At 67.7% G+C, this 16,523-nt stretch carries 18 protein-coding genes, 1 tRNA gene and 1 other RNA gene; 7 read left to right on the top strand and 13 right to left on the bottom strand.

Annotated elements, in window-relative coordinates:
- Nucleotides 1–126: 126 nt before the first annotated feature.
- The 3 genes from ASD55_RS10380 to ASD55_RS10370 all read right to left on the bottom strand — a co-directional run bounded on the left by ASD55_RS10380 (nt 127) and on the right by ASD55_RS10370 (nt 1,990).
- Complete coding sequence (locus ASD55_RS10380; RefSeq protein ID WP_056718829.1) at nt 127–1,101, bottom strand: beta-ketoacyl-ACP synthase III; 975 nt, start codon at nt 1,099–1,101, stop codon at nt 127–129.
- Nucleotides 1,102–1,258: 157 nt separating this feature from the next.
- The gene (gene rpmF / locus ASD55_RS10375) at nt 1,259–1,453 is read right to left on the bottom strand and encodes a 50S ribosomal protein L32 (protein ID WP_007081784.1); all 195 of its coding nucleotides are present in this window, start codon (nt 1,451–1,453) and stop codon (nt 1,259–1,261) included.
- Nucleotides 1,454–1,516: 63 nt separating this feature from the next.
- Nucleotides 1,517–1,990 carry a YceD family protein gene (locus ASD55_RS10370; protein WP_056718828.1) on the bottom strand — a complete coding sequence of 158 codons (474 nt, stop codon included), beginning with the start codon at nt 1,988–1,990 and terminating at the stop codon, nt 1,517–1,519.
- 182 nt (nt 1,991–2,172) lie between these two features.
- Here ASD55_RS10370 and ASD55_RS10365 point away from each other — a divergent pair, with 182 nt between their 5' ends.
- The 6 genes from ASD55_RS10365 (at nt 2,173) to ASD55_RS10340 (ending at nt 7,777) form a co-directional block, all read left to right on the top strand.
- The gene (locus ASD55_RS10365) at nt 2,173–2,628 is read left to right on the top strand and encodes a hypothetical protein (protein WP_056766077.1); all 456 of its coding nucleotides are present in this window, start codon (nt 2,173–2,175) and stop codon (nt 2,626–2,628) included.
- Nucleotides 2,625–3,221: a Maf family protein gene (locus tag ASD55_RS10360; protein ID WP_056765911.1), complete on the top strand. Its 597-nt coding sequence runs from the start codon at nt 2,625–2,627 to the stop codon at nt 3,219–3,221. The genes ASD55_RS10365 and ASD55_RS10360 overlap by 4 nt, the downstream gene beginning before the upstream one ends.
- Before the next feature lie 70 nt (nt 3,222–3,291).
- Nucleotides 3,292–4,233, top strand: coding sequence for a MoxR family ATPase (locus ASD55_RS10355; protein ID WP_056765909.1), 942 nt, complete (start codon nt 3,292–3,294; stop codon nt 4,231–4,233).
- On the top strand, nt 4,233–5,186 hold the full coding sequence (locus ASD55_RS10350; RefSeq protein ID WP_056765907.1) for a DUF58 domain-containing protein: 954 nt from the start codon (nt 4,233–4,235) through the stop codon (nt 5,184–5,186). Before ASD55_RS10355 ends, ASD55_RS10350 begins: the two co-directional genes overlap by 1 nt.
- On the top strand, nt 5,183–7,147 hold the full coding sequence (locus ASD55_RS10345) for a DUF3488 and transglutaminase-like domain-containing protein (protein WP_056765905.1): 1,965 nt from the start codon (nt 5,183–5,185) through the stop codon (nt 7,145–7,147). The genes ASD55_RS10350 and ASD55_RS10345 overlap by 4 nt, the downstream gene beginning before the upstream one ends.
- A 48-nt stretch (nt 7,148–7,195) precedes the next feature.
- A complete protein-coding gene (locus ASD55_RS10340) occupies nt 7,196–7,777 on the top strand; it encodes a Slp family lipoprotein (protein ID WP_056765904.1) in 582 nt (193 codons plus the stop codon).
- A 48-nt stretch (nt 7,778–7,825) separates the two neighbouring features.
- Here ASD55_RS10340 and ASD55_RS10335 read toward each other — a convergent pair whose 3' ends face one another.
- From ASD55_RS10335 to ASD55_RS10305, 8 genes are all read right to left on the bottom strand, one after another.
- Nucleotides 7,826–8,170 (bottom strand): histidine triad nucleotide-binding protein, encoded by a 345-nt coding sequence (locus ASD55_RS10335; protein ID WP_056765901.1) that lies wholly within the window; start codon nt 8,168–8,170, stop codon nt 7,826–7,828.
- 24 nt (nt 8,171–8,194) lie between these two features.
- Nucleotides 8,195–8,797 carry a recombination mediator RecR gene (gene recR, locus ASD55_RS10330; protein ID WP_056765900.1) on the bottom strand — a complete coding sequence of 201 codons (603 nt, stop codon included), beginning with the start codon at nt 8,795–8,797 and terminating at the stop codon, nt 8,195–8,197.
- 107 nt (nt 8,798–8,904) lie between these two features.
- Complete coding sequence (locus tag ASD55_RS10325) at nt 8,905–9,228, bottom strand: YbaB/EbfC family nucleoid-associated protein (RefSeq protein WP_040672683.1); 324 nt, start codon at nt 9,226–9,228, stop codon at nt 8,905–8,907.
- The gene (gene dnaX, locus ASD55_RS10320) at nt 9,228–10,901 is read right to left on the bottom strand and encodes a DNA polymerase III subunit gamma/tau (protein ID WP_056765898.1); all 1,674 of its coding nucleotides are present in this window, start codon (nt 10,899–10,901) and stop codon (nt 9,228–9,230) included. Before dnaX ends, ASD55_RS10325 begins: the two co-directional genes overlap by 1 nt.
- An 81-nt stretch (nt 10,902–10,982) precedes the next feature.
- An RNA gene (gene ffs, locus ASD55_RS18095) (signal recognition particle sRNA small type) lies at nt 10,983–11,079 on the bottom strand.
- Between the two features lie 217 nt (nt 11,080–11,296).
- Nucleotides 11,297–11,386, bottom strand: a tRNA-Ser gene (locus ASD55_RS10315).
- Nucleotides 11,387–11,480: 94 nt separating this feature from the next.
- Entirely contained in the window at nt 11,481–12,239 is a 759-nt protein-coding gene (locus ASD55_RS10310) for an MBL fold metallo-hydrolase (protein WP_056765896.1), read from the bottom strand.
- Nucleotides 12,236–12,967 carry a 3-deoxy-D-manno-octulosonic acid kinase gene (locus ASD55_RS10305; RefSeq protein ID WP_056765895.1) on the bottom strand — a complete coding sequence of 244 codons (732 nt, stop codon included), beginning with the start codon at nt 12,965–12,967 and terminating at the stop codon, nt 12,236–12,238. The genes ASD55_RS10310 and ASD55_RS10305 overlap by 4 nt, the downstream gene beginning before the upstream one ends.
- Nucleotides 12,968–13,002: 35 nt before the next feature.
- Between ASD55_RS10305 and ASD55_RS10300 the strand changes: the two genes are divergently transcribed.
- Entirely contained in the window at nt 13,003–14,055 is a 1,053-nt protein-coding gene (locus tag ASD55_RS10300; RefSeq protein WP_056765892.1) for a glycosyltransferase family 9 protein, read from the top strand.
- Between the two features lie 12 nt (nt 14,056–14,067).
- On the opposite strand, the gene ASD55_RS10295 is transcribed toward ASD55_RS10300, so the two are convergent.
- Nucleotides 14,068–14,466, bottom strand: coding sequence for a DUF6165 family protein (locus tag ASD55_RS10295; RefSeq protein ID WP_056765890.1), 399 nt, complete (start codon nt 14,464–14,466; stop codon nt 14,068–14,070).
- A 25-nt stretch (nt 14,467–14,491) separates the two neighbouring features.
- Nucleotides 14,492–16,438: an aromatic amino acid lyase gene (locus ASD55_RS10290; RefSeq protein WP_056765889.1), complete on the bottom strand. Its 1,947-nt coding sequence runs from the start codon at nt 16,436–16,438 to the stop codon at nt 14,492–14,494.
- Between the last annotated feature and the right edge of the window lie 85 nt (nt 16,439–16,523).

Raw genomic sequence — 16,523 nt, 5'->3', positions numbered from 1 at the left:
ACGAAAGCGAACATGGTGCCATGCATGGGCCGCCATACGCAGCTGTATTTCGCGAATCCGCCGGCATCGCAAAATGCGATGCCGCCCGAGGGCGGCATCGTGACCGGCATGGAAATGCTTGCCGGATCAGTAGCGCAGCAGCGCGGACGCCCAGGTGAAACCGCCGCCGAAGGCTTCCAGAAGAAGGTTCTGGCCACGCTGCACCTTGCCCGAGCGCACCGCGTAATCCAGCGCCAGCGGCACCGAGCCCGACGACGTGTTCGCGTGCTTGTCGACCGTGACGATGACGCGCTCCATCGACATGTTGAGGCGCTTGGCGGTCGCCTCGATGATGCGCAGGTTGGCCTGGTGCGGAATCAGCCAGTCGATCTGCGACTCGTTCATGCCGGCGGCGGCGAGGGTTTCCTCGACCAGCGAGTCCAGCGTCTTCACCGCGACCTTGAACACTTCGCGACCGGCCATGCGGATGCGCACGCCGTGGTTGGGCTCGTCCCTGAAACCGACGGAGACGCCCACCGGGTTGTACAGCAGTTCCTTGTGGCCGCCATCGGCATGCAGGCAGGTGGCATGGATGCCCGGCTCGCTCGACGCCTCCAGCACCACCGCGCCGGCGCCGTCGCCGAACAGCACGCAGGTCTCGCGCTCGGTCCAGTCGACCATCCGGGTCAGTGTTTCCGCGCCGATCACCAGGACCTTCTTCGACTGTCCGCTCTTGATGAACTTGTCGGCGATGCCCAGCGCGTAGACGAAGCCCGAGCACGCGGCATTGACGTCGAACGCGGCGCAGCCGTTGGCGCCCAGGCGATGCTGCACCAGGCAGGCGGTGGACGGGAAGATGATGTCCGGCGTGGTGGTGCCCAGGATGATCAGATCAAGCTCGGACGCCTTGACGCCGGCTGCCTCCAGCGCCTGCTGCGCGGCACGGAAGGCCAGGTCGCCGGTGGTCTCGCCGTCGGCAGCGATATGACGCTGGCGGATGCCGGTGCGGCTGCGGATCCACTCGTCACTCGTCTCGACGATCTTTTCCAGGTCGGCGTTGGTTACCACGCGCTCCGGCAGCGCGCTGCCGGTGGCAATGATGCGGGAGTAGATCTGGGCCATTCAGCTGTCCATCAACGTAAACTTGGGATTGAACGCCTTGGGCGGCACCAGTGCAACCGCCGCGCCCGGCATCCGACTGTCCAACAACGCAAAACGGCGCGTCACCGCGCCGTTTTGCCAATCAGGTCCGGAAACCCCGAGGGGCTCCCGAAGCAGATCAATCCTCGACCGACACCGCACCCTTGGTCTCGATCACCTTCTTGCCGCGGTAGTAACCGTCCTTGGTGACGTGATGGCGCAGATGCACCTCGCCACTGGTCGGATCGGTCGACAGCTGCACGGTCTTCAGCGAATCGTGCGAGCGGCGCATGCCGCGGGTGGACGGGGTACGGCGGCTCTTGGCAACTGCCATGGTAGTTCTCCAACGGAAACTTGATGATCTGTGACTTGATGACCCGATGACTCGGGTCGGCGTTTACTTCTTCAGTTCGCGCAACACCGCGAACGGATTTTCTGACTGCCCTTCGCCGGAGGTCTCCGGTTCCTGGCTGATCGCTTCGTCGGGCAGGCTGCTGTCCGGATTGATCGGAATCAGCGGCAGCGCCAACAACAATTCGTCTTCTATCACATCCACCGGATTCAACCGGCCATCCTCGGCCACCAGCAGCGGCTCGCAATCGGGCGGCAATCCCGCCTCTTCGCGCTCCTGTCTGATCAGGCCGAGCCGCGTGTCCACCGTCACCGGCAAGTCGAACGGCTCCAGCGTGCGCTGGCATGTCACGCTCAGCGATCCGGTGGCGCGGACGTCGACATAGCTGATGCCCAGCTCGTCGCGCCCGAAATCCAGCTCGAAATGCACCGATCCATCGGTATCGGCCAACGCCTCGCACAGGCGTGACATGGACGCCACAGGAAGCGTTCCCTCGAACGAACGCCGCGCCGAGACCATGCGCCAAGCGTCCACGGACTCTGGCAGTGTCACGGACATAATCGCGAAATGTTAGGTTCCAGGCGGCCTGAAGTCAACTGGTGCGGCGCCCGGACCCCCGAAATGGGTGGCCGGCGGCGCATTTTGCCTGATTTGCCCCCGATGCGGCAGACTTGCTCTCCCTGTCGCCCGAGCCGCTGCCCTTGAACTCCTACCTCACCCTGGGCCTCGTCGCGCTGCTGGTGCTGCTGGTCGGCCTTGCCGCCAGCGCGCTGCTGCTGCGGCGGCGCCAGAACCTGCGCGGCAGCAGCCTGAACAACCTGCTCGACCTGGCCGATCGCCTGGAAGCCGACCTGAAGACCTGCCGCACCGGCCTGCAACAGGCGCATGCGGTGATGTCGCTGAACCCGGACCTGCCCGCCGCCAGCGAGCAGGAGGCCCGTCATGCGGTCGACGCCGGCCTGCGCGCCCTGCTGCAGCAGCGCCTGTGGATCAGGGACCGCTCGCCGCATGCCGGCCAGCAGGAACTGGATGAAGCCGCCACCTCGATGCGTGATACACGCGCCCGCCTGCAACCGCTGCTGAAGGCACTCGACCAGGCGCAGACCGATCTCGACAGCGCCATGCGCGACCATATCCGGCGCGAATCGGACACATGATCCAGGCCGGCCCCTCACCTCGTATCGTATTGGCCTCGACCTCACGCTACCGCGCCGAACTGCTGCGCCGGCTGCTGCCGCAGTTCGAACAGGCCGCACCGGGAACCGACGAGGCGGCTTGGCCCGGCGAGGCCCCCAGGGCGCGCGCCTTGCGCCTGGCCATCGCGAAGGCCGAGGCCGTGGCTGCGCTCCATCCGGACTCGCTGGTGATCGGTTCGGACCAGGTCGCTGCGCTGGACGACCGGCTGCTGGACAAGCCGGGTAGCCCGCAGAATGCCTGCGCGCAGCTTGCCGCCAGCTCGGGGCGCGAGGTGGTGTTCCATACCGCGCTGTGCGTGATCGACACCCGCCAGCATCAGCAGCACACCCATGTCGACCTGACCCGCGTGCGCTTCCGCCCGCTGCAGGCCGACGAAATCCTTCGTTACGTGGAACGCGAACAACCCCTGGATTGTGCCGGCAGCTTCAAGTGCGAAGGCCTCGGCATCAGCCTGTTCGAAACCATCGACAACCACGACCCCAGCGCACTGATCGGCCTGCCCCTGATCGCACTGGCGCGCCTGCTGCGCGAAGCCGGCGTCGCCCTGCCCTGAGGCCGTCCCGGAACATCCCTGCGGGGCGGCTACACTGGCACCCGTCACGCCAGCGAAGAACCCTGCCACGATGTCCGCCATGACCCAGCCCCACGAAGAATCCCTGCAGCAGCGACTGGATGCCGCGATGGCCCAGGTCAACCTGGTGCTGCTCGGCAAGCCGCGACAGGTGAAACTGGCCTTCGCCTGCCTGATCGCCGGCGGCCACCTGCTGCTGGAAGACGTGCCCGGCGTGGGCAAGACCACCCTGGCGCACGCACTGGCCGCCACCTTCGCGCTGGACTTCCAGCGCGTGCAGTTCACCAGCGACCTGCTGCCTTCGGACATCCTCGGGGTCAGCGTCTACGAACGCGAGACGGCGCAGTTCCGCTTCCACCCCGGCCCGATTTTCACCGGCCTGCTGCTGGCCGACGAGATCAACCGCGCCAGTCCGAAAACGCAAAGCGCCCTGCTGGAGGCGATGGCCGAAGGCCAGGTCACCGTGGACGGCCAGACCCACGCGCTGGCGCAGCCGTTCTTCGTGGTTGCCACGCAGAACCCGCTGGATCTGAACGGCACCTTCCCGTTGCCCGATTCCCAGCTCGACCGCTTCATGCTGCGCTTGTCGCTGGACTACCCCGACGCTGCCGCCGAACGGGCCCTGCTCGGCGGCAGCGACCGGCGCGACCTGCTGGCGCAGTTGCGCCCGAAGCTGGATGCGGCGGCGCTGATCGAGCTGCATCGGCAGTCGCAGTCGATCACCGCCAGCAATGCCCTGCTCGATTATCTGCAGGCCCTGCTGAGCGCCAGCCGCCGCCATGCCGACATTCGGGTGGGGCTGTCGCCACGCGCCGGCCTCGCCCTGCTGGGCGCGGCACGGGCATGGGCCCTGCTCCACCATCGCAACCATGTGCTGCCGGAAGACCTGCAGGCGCTGTTCGTCCCGCTGGCCGCCCACCGCCTGCTGCCGGCCCGTGGCGCCCATGGCGACACGCTGGCGCGGCAGTTGCTGGCCGAGGTCGCGGTGGATTGATGCGCAGCGTGATGCAACGCCTGCAACGCTGGGCCGAAGGCCGGCTGCCCGCACTCACCCGCTATCGCCGCCCGGAAAGCCTGCCGATCGAACTGCACCGGCGCCGCATCTACATCGTGCCGACCGGTTTCGGCCTGGGCTTCTCCGTGCTGCTGCTGGTGATGCTCGCCGGCGCGCTGAACTACAGCAACAACGCCGCCCTGCTGCTGACCTGCCTGCTCGGCGCCGCCAGTGCGGCGAGCATGCTGGTGGCATTCCGCAACCTCGACGGCCTGCGCCTGGCACATGTCCGCCCCGGCCACGCGGTGGCCGGCGACCCGCTCACGCTCACCCTGGAATTCGACTCCGCCCGTGCGCGCCAATCGATTCGCGTGGAGCTTGCCGACGGCACCATCGCCTTCGCGCTCGATGGTCGCAGCGGCACCGCGGTGCAACTTTCCCTGGCCACCGAAAAGCGTGGCTGGCAGGCGATGCCGCGCATGCGGGTATGGAGCAGCTGGCCGCTGGGCATGTTCCGCGCCTGGAGCTGGCTGCGACCGGAGCAGGCCGTGCTGGTGTGGCCGCGCGCGGAGGATGCCGGTCCGCCACCCCGCGCGCCGGCGGGTGATGCCCGCCACATGCGGCTGTACCGTGGCGACGAACTGGCCGCCTTGCGTGACTACCGGGTCGGCGACCCGCGCCGCCACATCGCCTGGAAAAGCAGTGCGCGCCACGAAAATCTGCTGGTCAAGGATTTCGAACAGCCGCAAAGCCGCCCGCAATGGCAGCTCGACTGGCGCCAGCTTGGCGGCATGGAGAACGAGGCGCGCATCGCCCGCCTCGCCCGCTGGGTGGACGAGGCGGAGGCGCAGCGCTGCAGCTACAGCCTGTGGCTGCCCGGCGACGAGATCGCCAGCAGCAACGGGCCGCTGCACTACGCGCGCTGCATGAACGCGCTGGCGCAATTGCCATGAGCCGCCTGCGAGCCGCCGCGCCCGTCCATCCCGTCGACGCCCGCGCCTTCGACCTGCTCAGCCTGACCCTGGCAATGGTGCTCGGCCTGCATGCCCTGCACATGCCGTGGTGGCTCGTGGCGGTGCTGGCCGTGGTGCTCGGCTGGCGCTGGTGGCAACGGCGACAACGCGCCGGTCGCGTGCCGCGCTGGCTGAAGCTGCCGATGCTGGCCTTGCTGACACTGGCGGTGGTCCTGCAGTACGGCAATGTTTTCGGCCGGGAACCCGGCACCGCGCTGGCGGTGGGCCTGCTGGTGCTGAAGCTGCTGGAGACCGAAACCATCCGCGACGCCCGGGTCGGCATCAGCTTCGCCTGCTTCGCCCTGATGGCGGCGCTGTTGTCGGGTCAGGGCATGGTCGCCACCGTAGCCGTCGCTCTCGGCCTGCTGCCTGCGCTGGCGACCTTGCGGGCACTGGAACCCGCACAGGCGACGGACAGCCTGCCGCGCTCGCTGCTGCCCGGCCTGGGGTTGATCGGCGCGGCATTGCCGCTGGCGCTGCTGGCCTTCCTGCTGGTTCCCCGACTCGACTCGCCGCTGTGGGGCGCGCCCACGCCCGACCAGGCCAGCACGGGCCTGGCCGACAGCATGTCGCCGGGCAAGTTTGCCGAGCTGATGATGGACGACAGCCCAGCCATGCGGGTGACTTTCGATGGCGACCCGCCGGCCCGCGCCCAGCGCTATTTCCGCGCCTACGTCATGGCCCGCTACGACGGCTTCACCTGGACGTTCCGCGACCTCGCCGCGCTGGCGCCGTCGAAGCTGGAAGTCGCCGGCGCCACGAGCTATCACGTCAGCCTCGTCGCCAGCCACCAGAACGTGCTGCCCACCCTGGACATGCCGATCGACCCGCCGGACGGTGCCCGCATGCGGGCCGACCGGGTGGTGGTCGCCGACAAGCCGGTCAACGACACGCTCCGCTACAGCCTGAGTTCGGCCACGCGTTATCGACTGGAACCGAAGCTGGGCCCACATCGGCGTCGCTGGCTGCAATTGCCCGACGGATTCAACCCGCGGGCGCTGGCGCTGGGACGGGAGTGGCGACAGAGTCACGGCGGCGACGACGGCGCCATCGTGCGCGCCGCGCTCGCGCTGTTCCACGACGGCGGCTTTCGCTACACGCTGGCTCCGGCACCGCTGGGGCGCAACGCCATGGACGACTTCCTGTTCGGCACCCGCGAAGGTTTCTGCGAACACTACGCCTCGTCCTTCACCGTGCTGATGCGGGCCGCCGGCATTCCAGCCCGGGTGGTCACCGGCTATCAGGGCGGATACTGGAACAAGGCCGCCAATTACCTGCTGGTGCGCAACTCCGACGCCCACGCCTGGAGCGAAGTGTGGCTGCCCGGTCGCGGCTGGGTGCGCGTCGACCCCACCGCCGCCGTGCGCCCGGAACGCGTGTCGCAAGGTGCCGCCGCCGCGGCCGGCGACCAGTTGGCCTGGTACCGCACCGACTGGCTGCAGGGTTTGCGCAACCGCTGGGACATTGTCAACCGCTGGTGGGATCAGGGCGTTATCGGGTTCGACGCCTTGCGCCAGCGCGGCCTGTTGCAGCCGTTCGGCATTCGCGATGTCGATACCGCGACACTGGGCTGGCTGCTGGCGATCAGCAGCACGCTGTTTGTCGCGATCGGCCTGGTCTGGGCCCTGCGCCGGCGACAGCCGCGTGACCCGTTGCGCGGGGCCATGCGCGAGCTGGAACGCAAGCTGGCGCGCAAGGGCATCGTGCGCCGGCGCGGCGAAGGCCCGCAGGATTACCTGCGCCGCGCTGCCGATGCATTGCCTGATCGACGCGAGGAACTGGCCGAGCTGATGAGGAGTTATCTTGAGTTGCGCTACGCCCATGCCGAACCGCCAACTGAACCATTGCGCCGCTTCATCCGGTCGGTACGGGATTTCCGTATCGCCCGCGTGGTCAAATAGCCGTCGAATCGACGGCCGTCATCGCTGCCCCCGTTTGGAGATATCCCCATGTCCCTGTACCGCCCATTGACGCTCGCCGCAGCCCTGGCCTTGCTGGCAGGCTGCGCGACGATTCCGAAACCGCTGGAAGGCACCTATGCCGACGTGTCCACCGCAAGCGCACAGCAAGGCGGCGCCGGCGGCACGCACGTGCGCTGGGGCGGCGAAATCATCAAGACCGAGCCGGGTCCCCAGCAGACCTGCTTCTACCTGCTGTCCCGCCCGCTCGACAGCCAGGCGCGCCCCACGGCCGGCAGCAACGGCGAGAATCTCGGCCGCTTCGTGGCCTGCCGCAATGGCTTCTACGATCCGGAAGTGTTCGTTCGCGGCCGCGAGCTGACCGTCACCGGCACCCTGCACGGCACGGTGTCGCAGAAGGTCGGCGAGTTCGACTACGCCTACCCGCGGGTGGAGGCCGACGTGGTCTACCTGTGGCCGAAGCGGCCGGTGGTGGTGAACTATCCGCCGGGCTTCTATGACCCGTTCTGGGGTCCCGGCTTCGGTCCGTATTGGGGCGGTTATCCGTACGGCGGTTTCTATCCGCGCCGGGTGATCGTGGTGCGCCCGCCCCCGCCGCCCCCGAAGAAATAAGCATCCAGAAAAACGCCGGCTCGCAGCCGGCGTTTTTTTGCTCCCATCTCAGCCCGGCGGCCAGTGCAGCCGGCGGCCGGCGAGCAGATGCACGTGCAGGTGGAACACGGTCTGTCCACCATCCTCGTTGCAGTTGATCACGGTGCGATAGCCCTGCTCGGCAAAACCCTCCGACTTGGCGTAGCTCGCCGCCGCCAGCAGCAGCTTGCCGAGCAGCTCCGCATCGCCCGCCACCGCATCGTTGAGCGTGGCCAGCGGCTTCTTCGGAATGAACAGCACGTGCACCGCAGCCTGTGGATTGAGGTCGCGGAAGGCCAGCACCTCGTCATCCTCGTAGACGATGTCCGCCGGTATCTCGCGCCGGATGATCTTGCTGAAAATCGTGTCGCTCATGTCGGGCTCCCTCGGATCAAGGCTTCAGTCCAGCAGCTGGCGGCCGCCGAAGGCGTGTGCCAGCGTGCTGCGGTCGACGTATTCCAGTTCGCCGCCCAGCGGCACGCCATGCGCCAGCCGGGTCGGCCGCACGCCGCCGGCGCGCGCCAGCTGGGCCAGGTAATGCGCCGTGGCCTCGCCTTCCACGGTGGGGTTGGTGGCGATGATCAGTTCCTCGACCTCGCCCTCGCCCAGGCGCTGGCTCAGCTGCAGCAGGCCCAGCTCTTCCGGCCCCAGGCCATCGAGCGGCGACAGGCGACCCATCAGCACGAAATACTGGCCGCGAAAACCGGTGGCCTGCTCGATCGCCGCCAGATCGGTCGGCGACTCCACCACGCAAAGTACCTGGCGGTCACGAGTGGCGCTGGCGCACAGCGCGCACAACGGCTCTTCGCTGAAATTGCGGCAGCGCTCGCAATGACCGATGCGCTGCATCGCCTGTTCCATCACCGCCGCGAGTTTCAGGCCGCGATCGCGCTCACGCTCCAGCAGATGGAAGGCCATCCGTTGCGCGCTCTTGCCGCCTACCCCGGGCAGGCAGCGCAGCGCTTCGATCAGTTCGGCGAGAAGTGGGGAGCCTGGGGTCATGGATGATTGAGAAGTGAGTGGAGAGGGGTGAGGAGTGAGAGAAAAAGCGAAGAGCCGAGTGCTGGTGCCTTCTCTCTCTTCTCACTCCGCTCCACTCACTCCTGCCTTCAAAACGGCATCTTGAAGCCGGCCGGCAGGTTCATGCCGGCGGTGACGCCGCCGAGCCGGTCCTTGCTGACCTGGGCCACCTTGTTCACCGCGTCGTTGATCGCGGCGGCGACCAGGTCTTCGGCCATTTCGGGATCGTCGGCGAAGGTCTGCCGGTCGATCTGCACGCGACGGACTTCGTGGGCGCCGGTCATCACCACGCTGACCAGGCCGCCGCCGGCGCTGCCGGTGACTTCCAGTTTGGCGATTTCCTCCTGCGCGCGCTTCATGTCTTCCTGCATGCGCTGGGCCTGCTGCATCAGCTGACCGATCTGTCCTCTCATCACCTGGCTCCGGATTCGTTGTCAAAGGGCTTGATGGATTGCGGCACCACGCGTGCGCCGAAATCGCGCTTCAGCGTCTGCACCAGCGGATCGTCCTCCATCGCCTGCTCGGCAGCGGCCTGTGCGCTGTTGCGTGCCTGCGCGGCGCGAGCCGCGGGGGTTTGCGCGGCGGCGGCCTGGTTCTGGCTCACGAAACGCAGCTTGATGCGCTCGCCCAGCGCGTTGCCGATGCGCTCCTCCATCTGGCTGACCATCGGCTCGACCGCCATGCTCATGTGCGCCGGCTGCAGGGCCAGCACCAGGGTCTGGCCGTCGCGTTCACGCAGGATGGCGTTCTGCGCCAGCACGCTGAACGGGCCACGCAGGCCGGCGCGCTCGATCAGCGATTCCCAATCGGGCAGGCCATCGGCGTCGCGCGTCACGGGAACAGCCGGCGCCGGCGCGGGTGCTGGCACAGCGGCCACCGGAGGAGCCGAAACTTCCACTGCACGTGCCGGCGCCGCGGAAGCACGCGCAGGCGCAGGCGGCCGCGGTGCGGTGGCTTGATTGCTCGCCGGTCGCTCGACGCGCGCCGACGGCGCGCCGTCGCCGGGACGGAACGCCAGCATGCGCAGCAGGGCCATCTCGAAACCGGTGCGCGCATCCGGTGCCAGTGCGAGATCGCGCCGGCCCGAGGTGGCGATCTGGTAGTACAGCTGCACGTCTTCGGGCGTGATCCGTTCGGCCAGCGACGACAGCTCGCCGTCGTCCTCGCTGGCTTCGTCGGGGCGATAGCCGGGAATCAGCTGGATCAGCTGCAGGCGGTGCAGCACGCTGGCGATATCGTCCAGCACGCCGCCGAAATCCGGCGAATACGACGCGATCTGTCGGCACTCGACCAGCAGCCGCTCGCCATCGCCGGCGGCCAGCGCATCGAGCACGCCCAGCACCTGCCCCCGCGCCACGCTGCCCAGCATGGTGCGCACGTCGTCGGCATGCAACGCACCGCCGCCGTAGGCGATCGCCTGATCCAGCAATGACAGGCCATCGCGCAGCGAACCGTCGGCGGCGCGTGCCAGTTCGCCGATCGCGCTGTCGTCGTAGCTGATGTTCTCGGCGCCCAGGATGTGCCGCATCTGGCCGGAGATCTGCTCCGGCAGCAGCCGCTTCAGGTTGAACTTCAGGCAGCGCGACAGCACCGTCACCGGCAGCTTCTGCGGGTCAGTGGTGGCAAGCAGGAACTTCACGTGCGGCGGCGGTTCTTCCAGCGTCTTCAGCAACGCGTTGAACGCGTTCTTCGACAGCATGTGCACCTCGTCGACCAGGTACACCTTGAAGCGGCCGCGCGACGGTGCGTACTGGGCGTTCTCGATCACCTCGCGCACGTCGTCCACGCCGGTGTTGCTGGCCGCATCGATCTCCAGCAGGTCGACGAAGCGCCCCTCGTCCACCGCCACGCACACCGAGCACTCGCCGCACGGATCGGCCGACTGGCCGCGCTCGCAGTTCAGCGACTTGGCGAAGATGCGCGCGATGGTGGTCTTGCCGACGCCGCGGGTGCCGGTGAACAGGTAGGCGTGGTGCATGCGGCCGGTATCAAGCGCGTTGGTCAGCGCACGCACCACGTGTTCCTGCCCGACCAGTTCGGCGAACTTGCGCGGACGCCACTTGCGGGCGAGTACTTGATAGGACATGGCTACCAACGTTGGGGCAAAGACCGATTGTGCCAAGTCGGGGCGGCCAAGTCAGTAACGGCACGCCCGAAATGGCGGCGGCCCCGCCAGCCACACCCCGGCACCCGAATCATTCGCTACCGTTGCTTCCTTCCGGACCTGGCGGAGTTTGCGAACTATCGTCGCGGGGGGACCGACGGGGCCACCATGGACGTCAAGCGATATCGCTTGGTTGTTTTGCTGTTGCGCCAGCCCGTCAAGGCTGTCGCACTACTCGAATTCTGGCGGAGAGAGCGGGATTGCTCGGCCCATCCTGGACCTCACCCCTCGCTCCGCGAGGGGCCAGCCTGCGGCTGTCCAAATTCGTTCCAGACGAATTTGTCGAACCTCAGCCTGCGTCGTACGGTTTCACTCACTGGCGGAGAGAGCGGGATTCGAACCCGCGATAGGTTTTACCCTATACACACTTTCCAGGCGTGCTCCTTCAACCACTCGGACACCTCTCCGCATGGGTGAAACCGCCTCTGCCAAGCATGCGTTGCCCGACAAAGAAGCGGAAGGATAGCCGCAGGCTCGGATACAGGCAAGCGACCAGGTCGCTCAGCCAGCATCAGCGCGAGGCGCAGAAGGTGGCGCCAGCGCAACACGCTCGCCCGTGGCAGCCACACGATAACCACGGGCGGCCAGCGCTTCACCATCGGCAGCGCTGCCGTAGTGATAGAGGATCATCTGTCGACGCAGCGACGCGGGGTATTCGCGTTCGATGTCGTCGATGCCGGTGTGCGAGGGGTTGCCGACCAGGCTGCAGTCGTGAGCGATCAGCCCCGTGCCCCCGGCATGGCGCGCCAGCACCTCGGGGATCGGCCGGGTGTCGCCGGTATAGGCGAAGCAGCCGTCCAGGGCGAGTCCGTACGAGGTTCCCGGTACGTGGTGGCGGGTGGCGAACACGTCGAACCACAAGCCGTCCAGCCAGAAGCCGCGCGTGCATGGGATCAGCCGGAACGCTTCCCAGAAGTTCACGCCCCCTTCGGCCAGCACGCCGGGGTAGTCAGCCACGCGCGCCTGCAACCAGGGCATCAGGCCGGCATGCAGGAAGACGCGGGTGGTGCCGCGCAGGTGCCCGTCGAACCACAACTTGATGAACAGTCGCTCCAGTCCGGCGACATGGTCCATGTGGGTGTGCGTGATGAAGACGGCCGACGGCAGCGCGTCGTAGGTCGCCATGTAGCGGTCCAGCGTGTCGGGGCCGCAATCGACCAGCAGCAGCGGCACGCCATCGCGCTCGAGCACCGCCGCGGAGGAGCCGAGCTCCGCCGCGTGCGCCGCGCCGACGCCGAGAAAGTTCAGATGCCAGTTCATGGATTGAGCGTACGCCCATAGCGGTACAGCAGGGGGTGCCACAGGGTTTCCTCGAACGCCGCTTCGCCCGCGGCGGCGGCGCCAAGCTTGAGCAGCGAGCGGCGCAGGCGTTGCAGGTTGGCTGTTTGCCAGCTTCCGGCGGGAATGCGCATGCGTCCGCGATCGAAGTCGATCAGGTACAGCTGCTCCGGCGTCACCAGCACATTGTGCGCATTGAGATCGGCGTGCCAGACGCCGACGCGGTGAAAGCGTGCCACCAGCGCACCGACCTCTTCGGCCAGTTCGCCGTCCATCCGCCCGCTTGCCAGGCATTCGGCCAGGGTCTGCGCGTCGGCGATGCGGCGGGTGATCAGGTCGGCGCTGTAGAACAGGCCATGCCTCCGATAGCGCGCGGCCACCACGACCGGGCCGGGCAACTCCAGCCGGGCGATCTCGGCCAGCAGGCGGAATTCCGCAAACGGACGGGTGCGCGCGGCGCCCGTCCACAGGTAGCGATCGCCCATCAACGCCGCCACCAGGCCACCGCGACGATAATGCCGCAGCACGCATTCGCCGATCGGCGTGGTGATGATCGCAACGCCGCCGCGGCCACCCGACTGCGTCCGCAACGCACCGCGTTCGCCCCAGTAATCCGCGGCGAACCATTCATGCCCGACTTGTGACGACACCGTCGCGTCGAACAGAATCGCGCCTTCGGCATCGTTGTGGGTTCGTTCCTGCATCATCATGCCCGGTGAATGCCCACGATTCTAACCCAGGCCCCATGACCCCGAACCCGACACCCGCCTCGATCTGCCTGCTGCGCACCTCCGCCATCGGCGATGTCACCCACGTGGTGCCGTTGCTGCGCACACTGCAACAGGCATGGCCGGACACGTCGCTGACGTGGATCGTGGGCAAGCTCGAACGCAAGCTGGTCGGCGACCTCCCCGGCGTGGAGTTCGTCACCTTCGACAAGGCCGCCGGCTGGGCCGGCATGCGTGCGGTGCACGCGGCGCTGCGCGGACAGCGCTTCGATGCCCTGCTGCAGATGCAGGTGGCGATGCGCTCGAACCTGCTGAGCCTGGGCATCAGCGCCGATCGCCGCGTCGGCTATGACCGCGCGCGTTCGAAGGATCTGCACGGGCTGGTCATCAACGAACGCATCCCTGCGCGCAGTGGCGAACACGTGCTCGATGCGATCGGCAGTTTTTGCGAGCCGCTCGGCCTGAAGCAGACCCGGGTGCGCTGGGATATCCCGATTCCGGACGAGGCGCATGCATGGGCCGTCGAACAGCTGCCCGGCGACGTGCCCACCCTGCTGGTCAGCCCCACCTCCAGTCACGCGCTGCGCAACTGGCGGCCGGAGCGCTACGCGGCGGTCATGGATCATGCCGCCACGCGGGGCTGGCGCGTGGCGCTGATCGGCGGGCCTTCCGCCGGCGAACGGGCGATGGCCGATGCGGTGCTGGCGGCCTGCCAGCGCCAGCCGCTCGACCTCACCGGCAAGGACACGCTGAAGAAGCTGCTGGCGATGCTGGGCCGGGCACAGCTGCTGCTGACTCCCGACTCCGGCCCGATGCACATGGCCAACGCGGTGGGCACGAAGGTGCTGGGCCTGCATGCCGCGAGCAATCCGGATCGATCCGGGCCGTACTCCGATCGCCGCTGGTGCGTGAACAAATACGACGAGGCGGCGCGCAAGTACCTGGGCAAGCCGGCCGGCGATCTTCCCTGGGGCAGCAAGATCGAGAAGCCCGGCGTGATGGACCTGATCAGCGTCGGCGACGTGGTCGAACGCTACGAGGCCGCGGCACGGGAACTCGGCCTCGGCTGAAACGCCAGCGATTCAGACCGCGCGGTAATCCTGGTACGACTTTTCCTCGACCAGTTGCGAGCCGAGCTTGAGGTTGATCTCGCGCTTGAACGCGGCCCGCTCGTCGTTGCGGAAATACACCGCGCGCGCCAGTTCGATGAACTCCTGGTCGAACGCCTGGGCGCGCTCCTTCAGGCGGATCTGGTCCTCGATGTCCCACAGCAGCTCGTTCACCGCCAGCAGGCGGGCGCGCTCGTCCGAGATGTCGGTTTGCGAGGCGGCATCGTTGGCCCAGGTGGCGTTGAGCAGGTCCAGCTCGTTGCGCACGTTGGCCAGTTTCGCCTCGTCGGCAATGCGGCGCGACTTGATTTCGAGGATGGTGATCTTGTCGATCAGTTCGCCGTAGGACACCGGGGTCTGGATCAGGCTCATGAGATGTATTCCCTGGAAAGTCGAATCAGTGGCCGGCGCGGAACGCGCCATCCCGCACGAGTGCGCAGACCGCGCGGATGTCGCCGTCCATCGCGCGGTCGCGATGCATGAAACCGATCTGCCCGCGCAGCACCGCGTGGGCTTCGCGCACGCTGACGCCGGCGTGGAAGTCGCCCGCGCCGGCCAGTGCCGCGGCCAGTTGCTGCACCTCGGCGACGAACTGCGGGTGGTGCGGCTGGTCTTCGCGCGGCGCGTTGGCGATCTTCGCCGCCAGCGCCTGCCAGCCACCGCGCGTGGCCAGCCGGCGGGCCGCGTTGAGCATCTCCTGGCGGTAGTCCAGCGCCTGCGCCGCGGTGTACAGCTCCAGCGCCAGCACGTGGCCGAGGTCCTCCATCATCTCCAACACGTGGCGCGCCTCGTTGGCGCCCATCGAGACGTGATCCTCGGCATTCGCGCTGGTCGGCACCGAATACACGCTGGCCGGATGCGCCCGGGTGGCCAGGTCGTTGACCAGCGCCGCCGCGGTGTACTGCACGATCATGAAACCGGAATCGGTGCCATCCTCGTTGCCGGTGAGGAAGGCCGGCAAACCATCGTTCGTGGCCGGGTCGACCAGCTTGTTGAGCCGACGCTCGGAGATCGACGCGAGCACCGGGATCGCCGCCTTCACGTAGCTCATCGCCAGCGCCAGCGGCATGCCGTGAAAATGGCCGGCCGAGATCACCTGCTCCTCGATGAATTCGGCGGCGTCGTTGTCGGGGAAGATCAGCGGATTGTCGGTGACCGAGTTCAGTTCGATGTCGAATACCCGGCACGCCTGCGCCCACGCATCGCGCACCGCGCCATGCACCTGCGGCATGCAGCGCAGGCTGTAGGCATCCTGCGGCTGGTGTTTCTTGCCGCCCTTGAACGGCAGGAAGCGGCTGTAGAACGCCTCGCGACCGTGGCGCTGGTTGGCCGGCACCCAATCCCAGCCGATGTCGAAACTGAGCGCCTGGTCGTCCGGTTCGCTCCACGCCTCGGCGGTCCACGACTTGAAGCGCGGCACCAGGTGATACGGAATGTCGAGCAGGGTCGAGCCGGCCAGCCGCTCGCGCACGCGCGCCGCCACGTCCACCTGGCCCGGATGCGGGCGCAGGGCGTGCACTTCCGGGCGCAGCGCGCCGCTGCGGCCGGCGAACGCGTCGAGGGTCATCGCCGCCGCCACGTCGGCCGTGTCCAGCAAGGCCTCCAGCGTGTCCAGCGCCAGCGCGCCGGTGGCCAGCATCTGCGCGGTGCCGTTGTTCAGCGCCAGGCCTTCCTTGAACGACAGGCGGATCGGCTGGAGTCCGGCGCGCTTCAGCGCCTCGCCGCCGCTCATCCGCTCGCCGCGATGGAACGCCTCGCCGCCACCCAGCAGCACGATCGCCAGGTGCGACAACGGCGCCAGGTCGCCGCTGGCGCCCACCGAACCCTTCTCCGGCACCACCGGCACCACGCCGGCATTGAGCATCGCGGTCAACGCTTCGAGCGTGCTGACGCGGATGCCCGAGTGCCCGCGCATCAAGGTGTTGATGCGGATCAGCAACATCGCCCGCACCACGTCCTCGCCAAAGGGCTTACCCACGCATACCGCGTGGGTGATGATCAGGTTGTGCTGCAGTTCCTCCATCAGCGTGCCCTCGGGCGCGCCGGCGTGGCTGGCCGGCAGCTCGTCGCGCACGCGGTGCGCGCCCAGCAGCTTGTCGGCGTTGCTGCCGAAGCCGGTTGTGACGCCGTAGGTCGGCTCCCCGCAGCTGACCTTTTCGGCAAGGAAATCCGCGGCGCGCTGCACGCGTGCGAGCTGCGCCTGATCCAGCGCCACCGAGGCCCCCTGCCGCGCCACCGCCACCAGCTGCGCACGCGTCAGGCTGCTGCCGTCGAGAAGAATCGTTTTGCTCACTGAAAAATGCTCCGCATTTGTTGCGTCATTCCCGCGAAGGCGGGAATCCATTTTGAATTTGTCGCAACGTGAAGTCGGACTGCCAGCTTCGCTGTCGTGAAGCGCCTCCCGTCTTCGTGGCAATGAGGGAGGTGAG

This window comes from Rhodanobacter sp. Root561 (assembly GCF_001427365.1).
Classification (GTDB): domain Bacteria; phylum Pseudomonadota; class Gammaproteobacteria; order Xanthomonadales; family Rhodanobacteraceae; genus Rhodanobacter.
The sequence above is the reverse complement of the archived record's forward strand: the minus strand, read 5'-3'. Positions and strand labels throughout refer to the sequence as shown.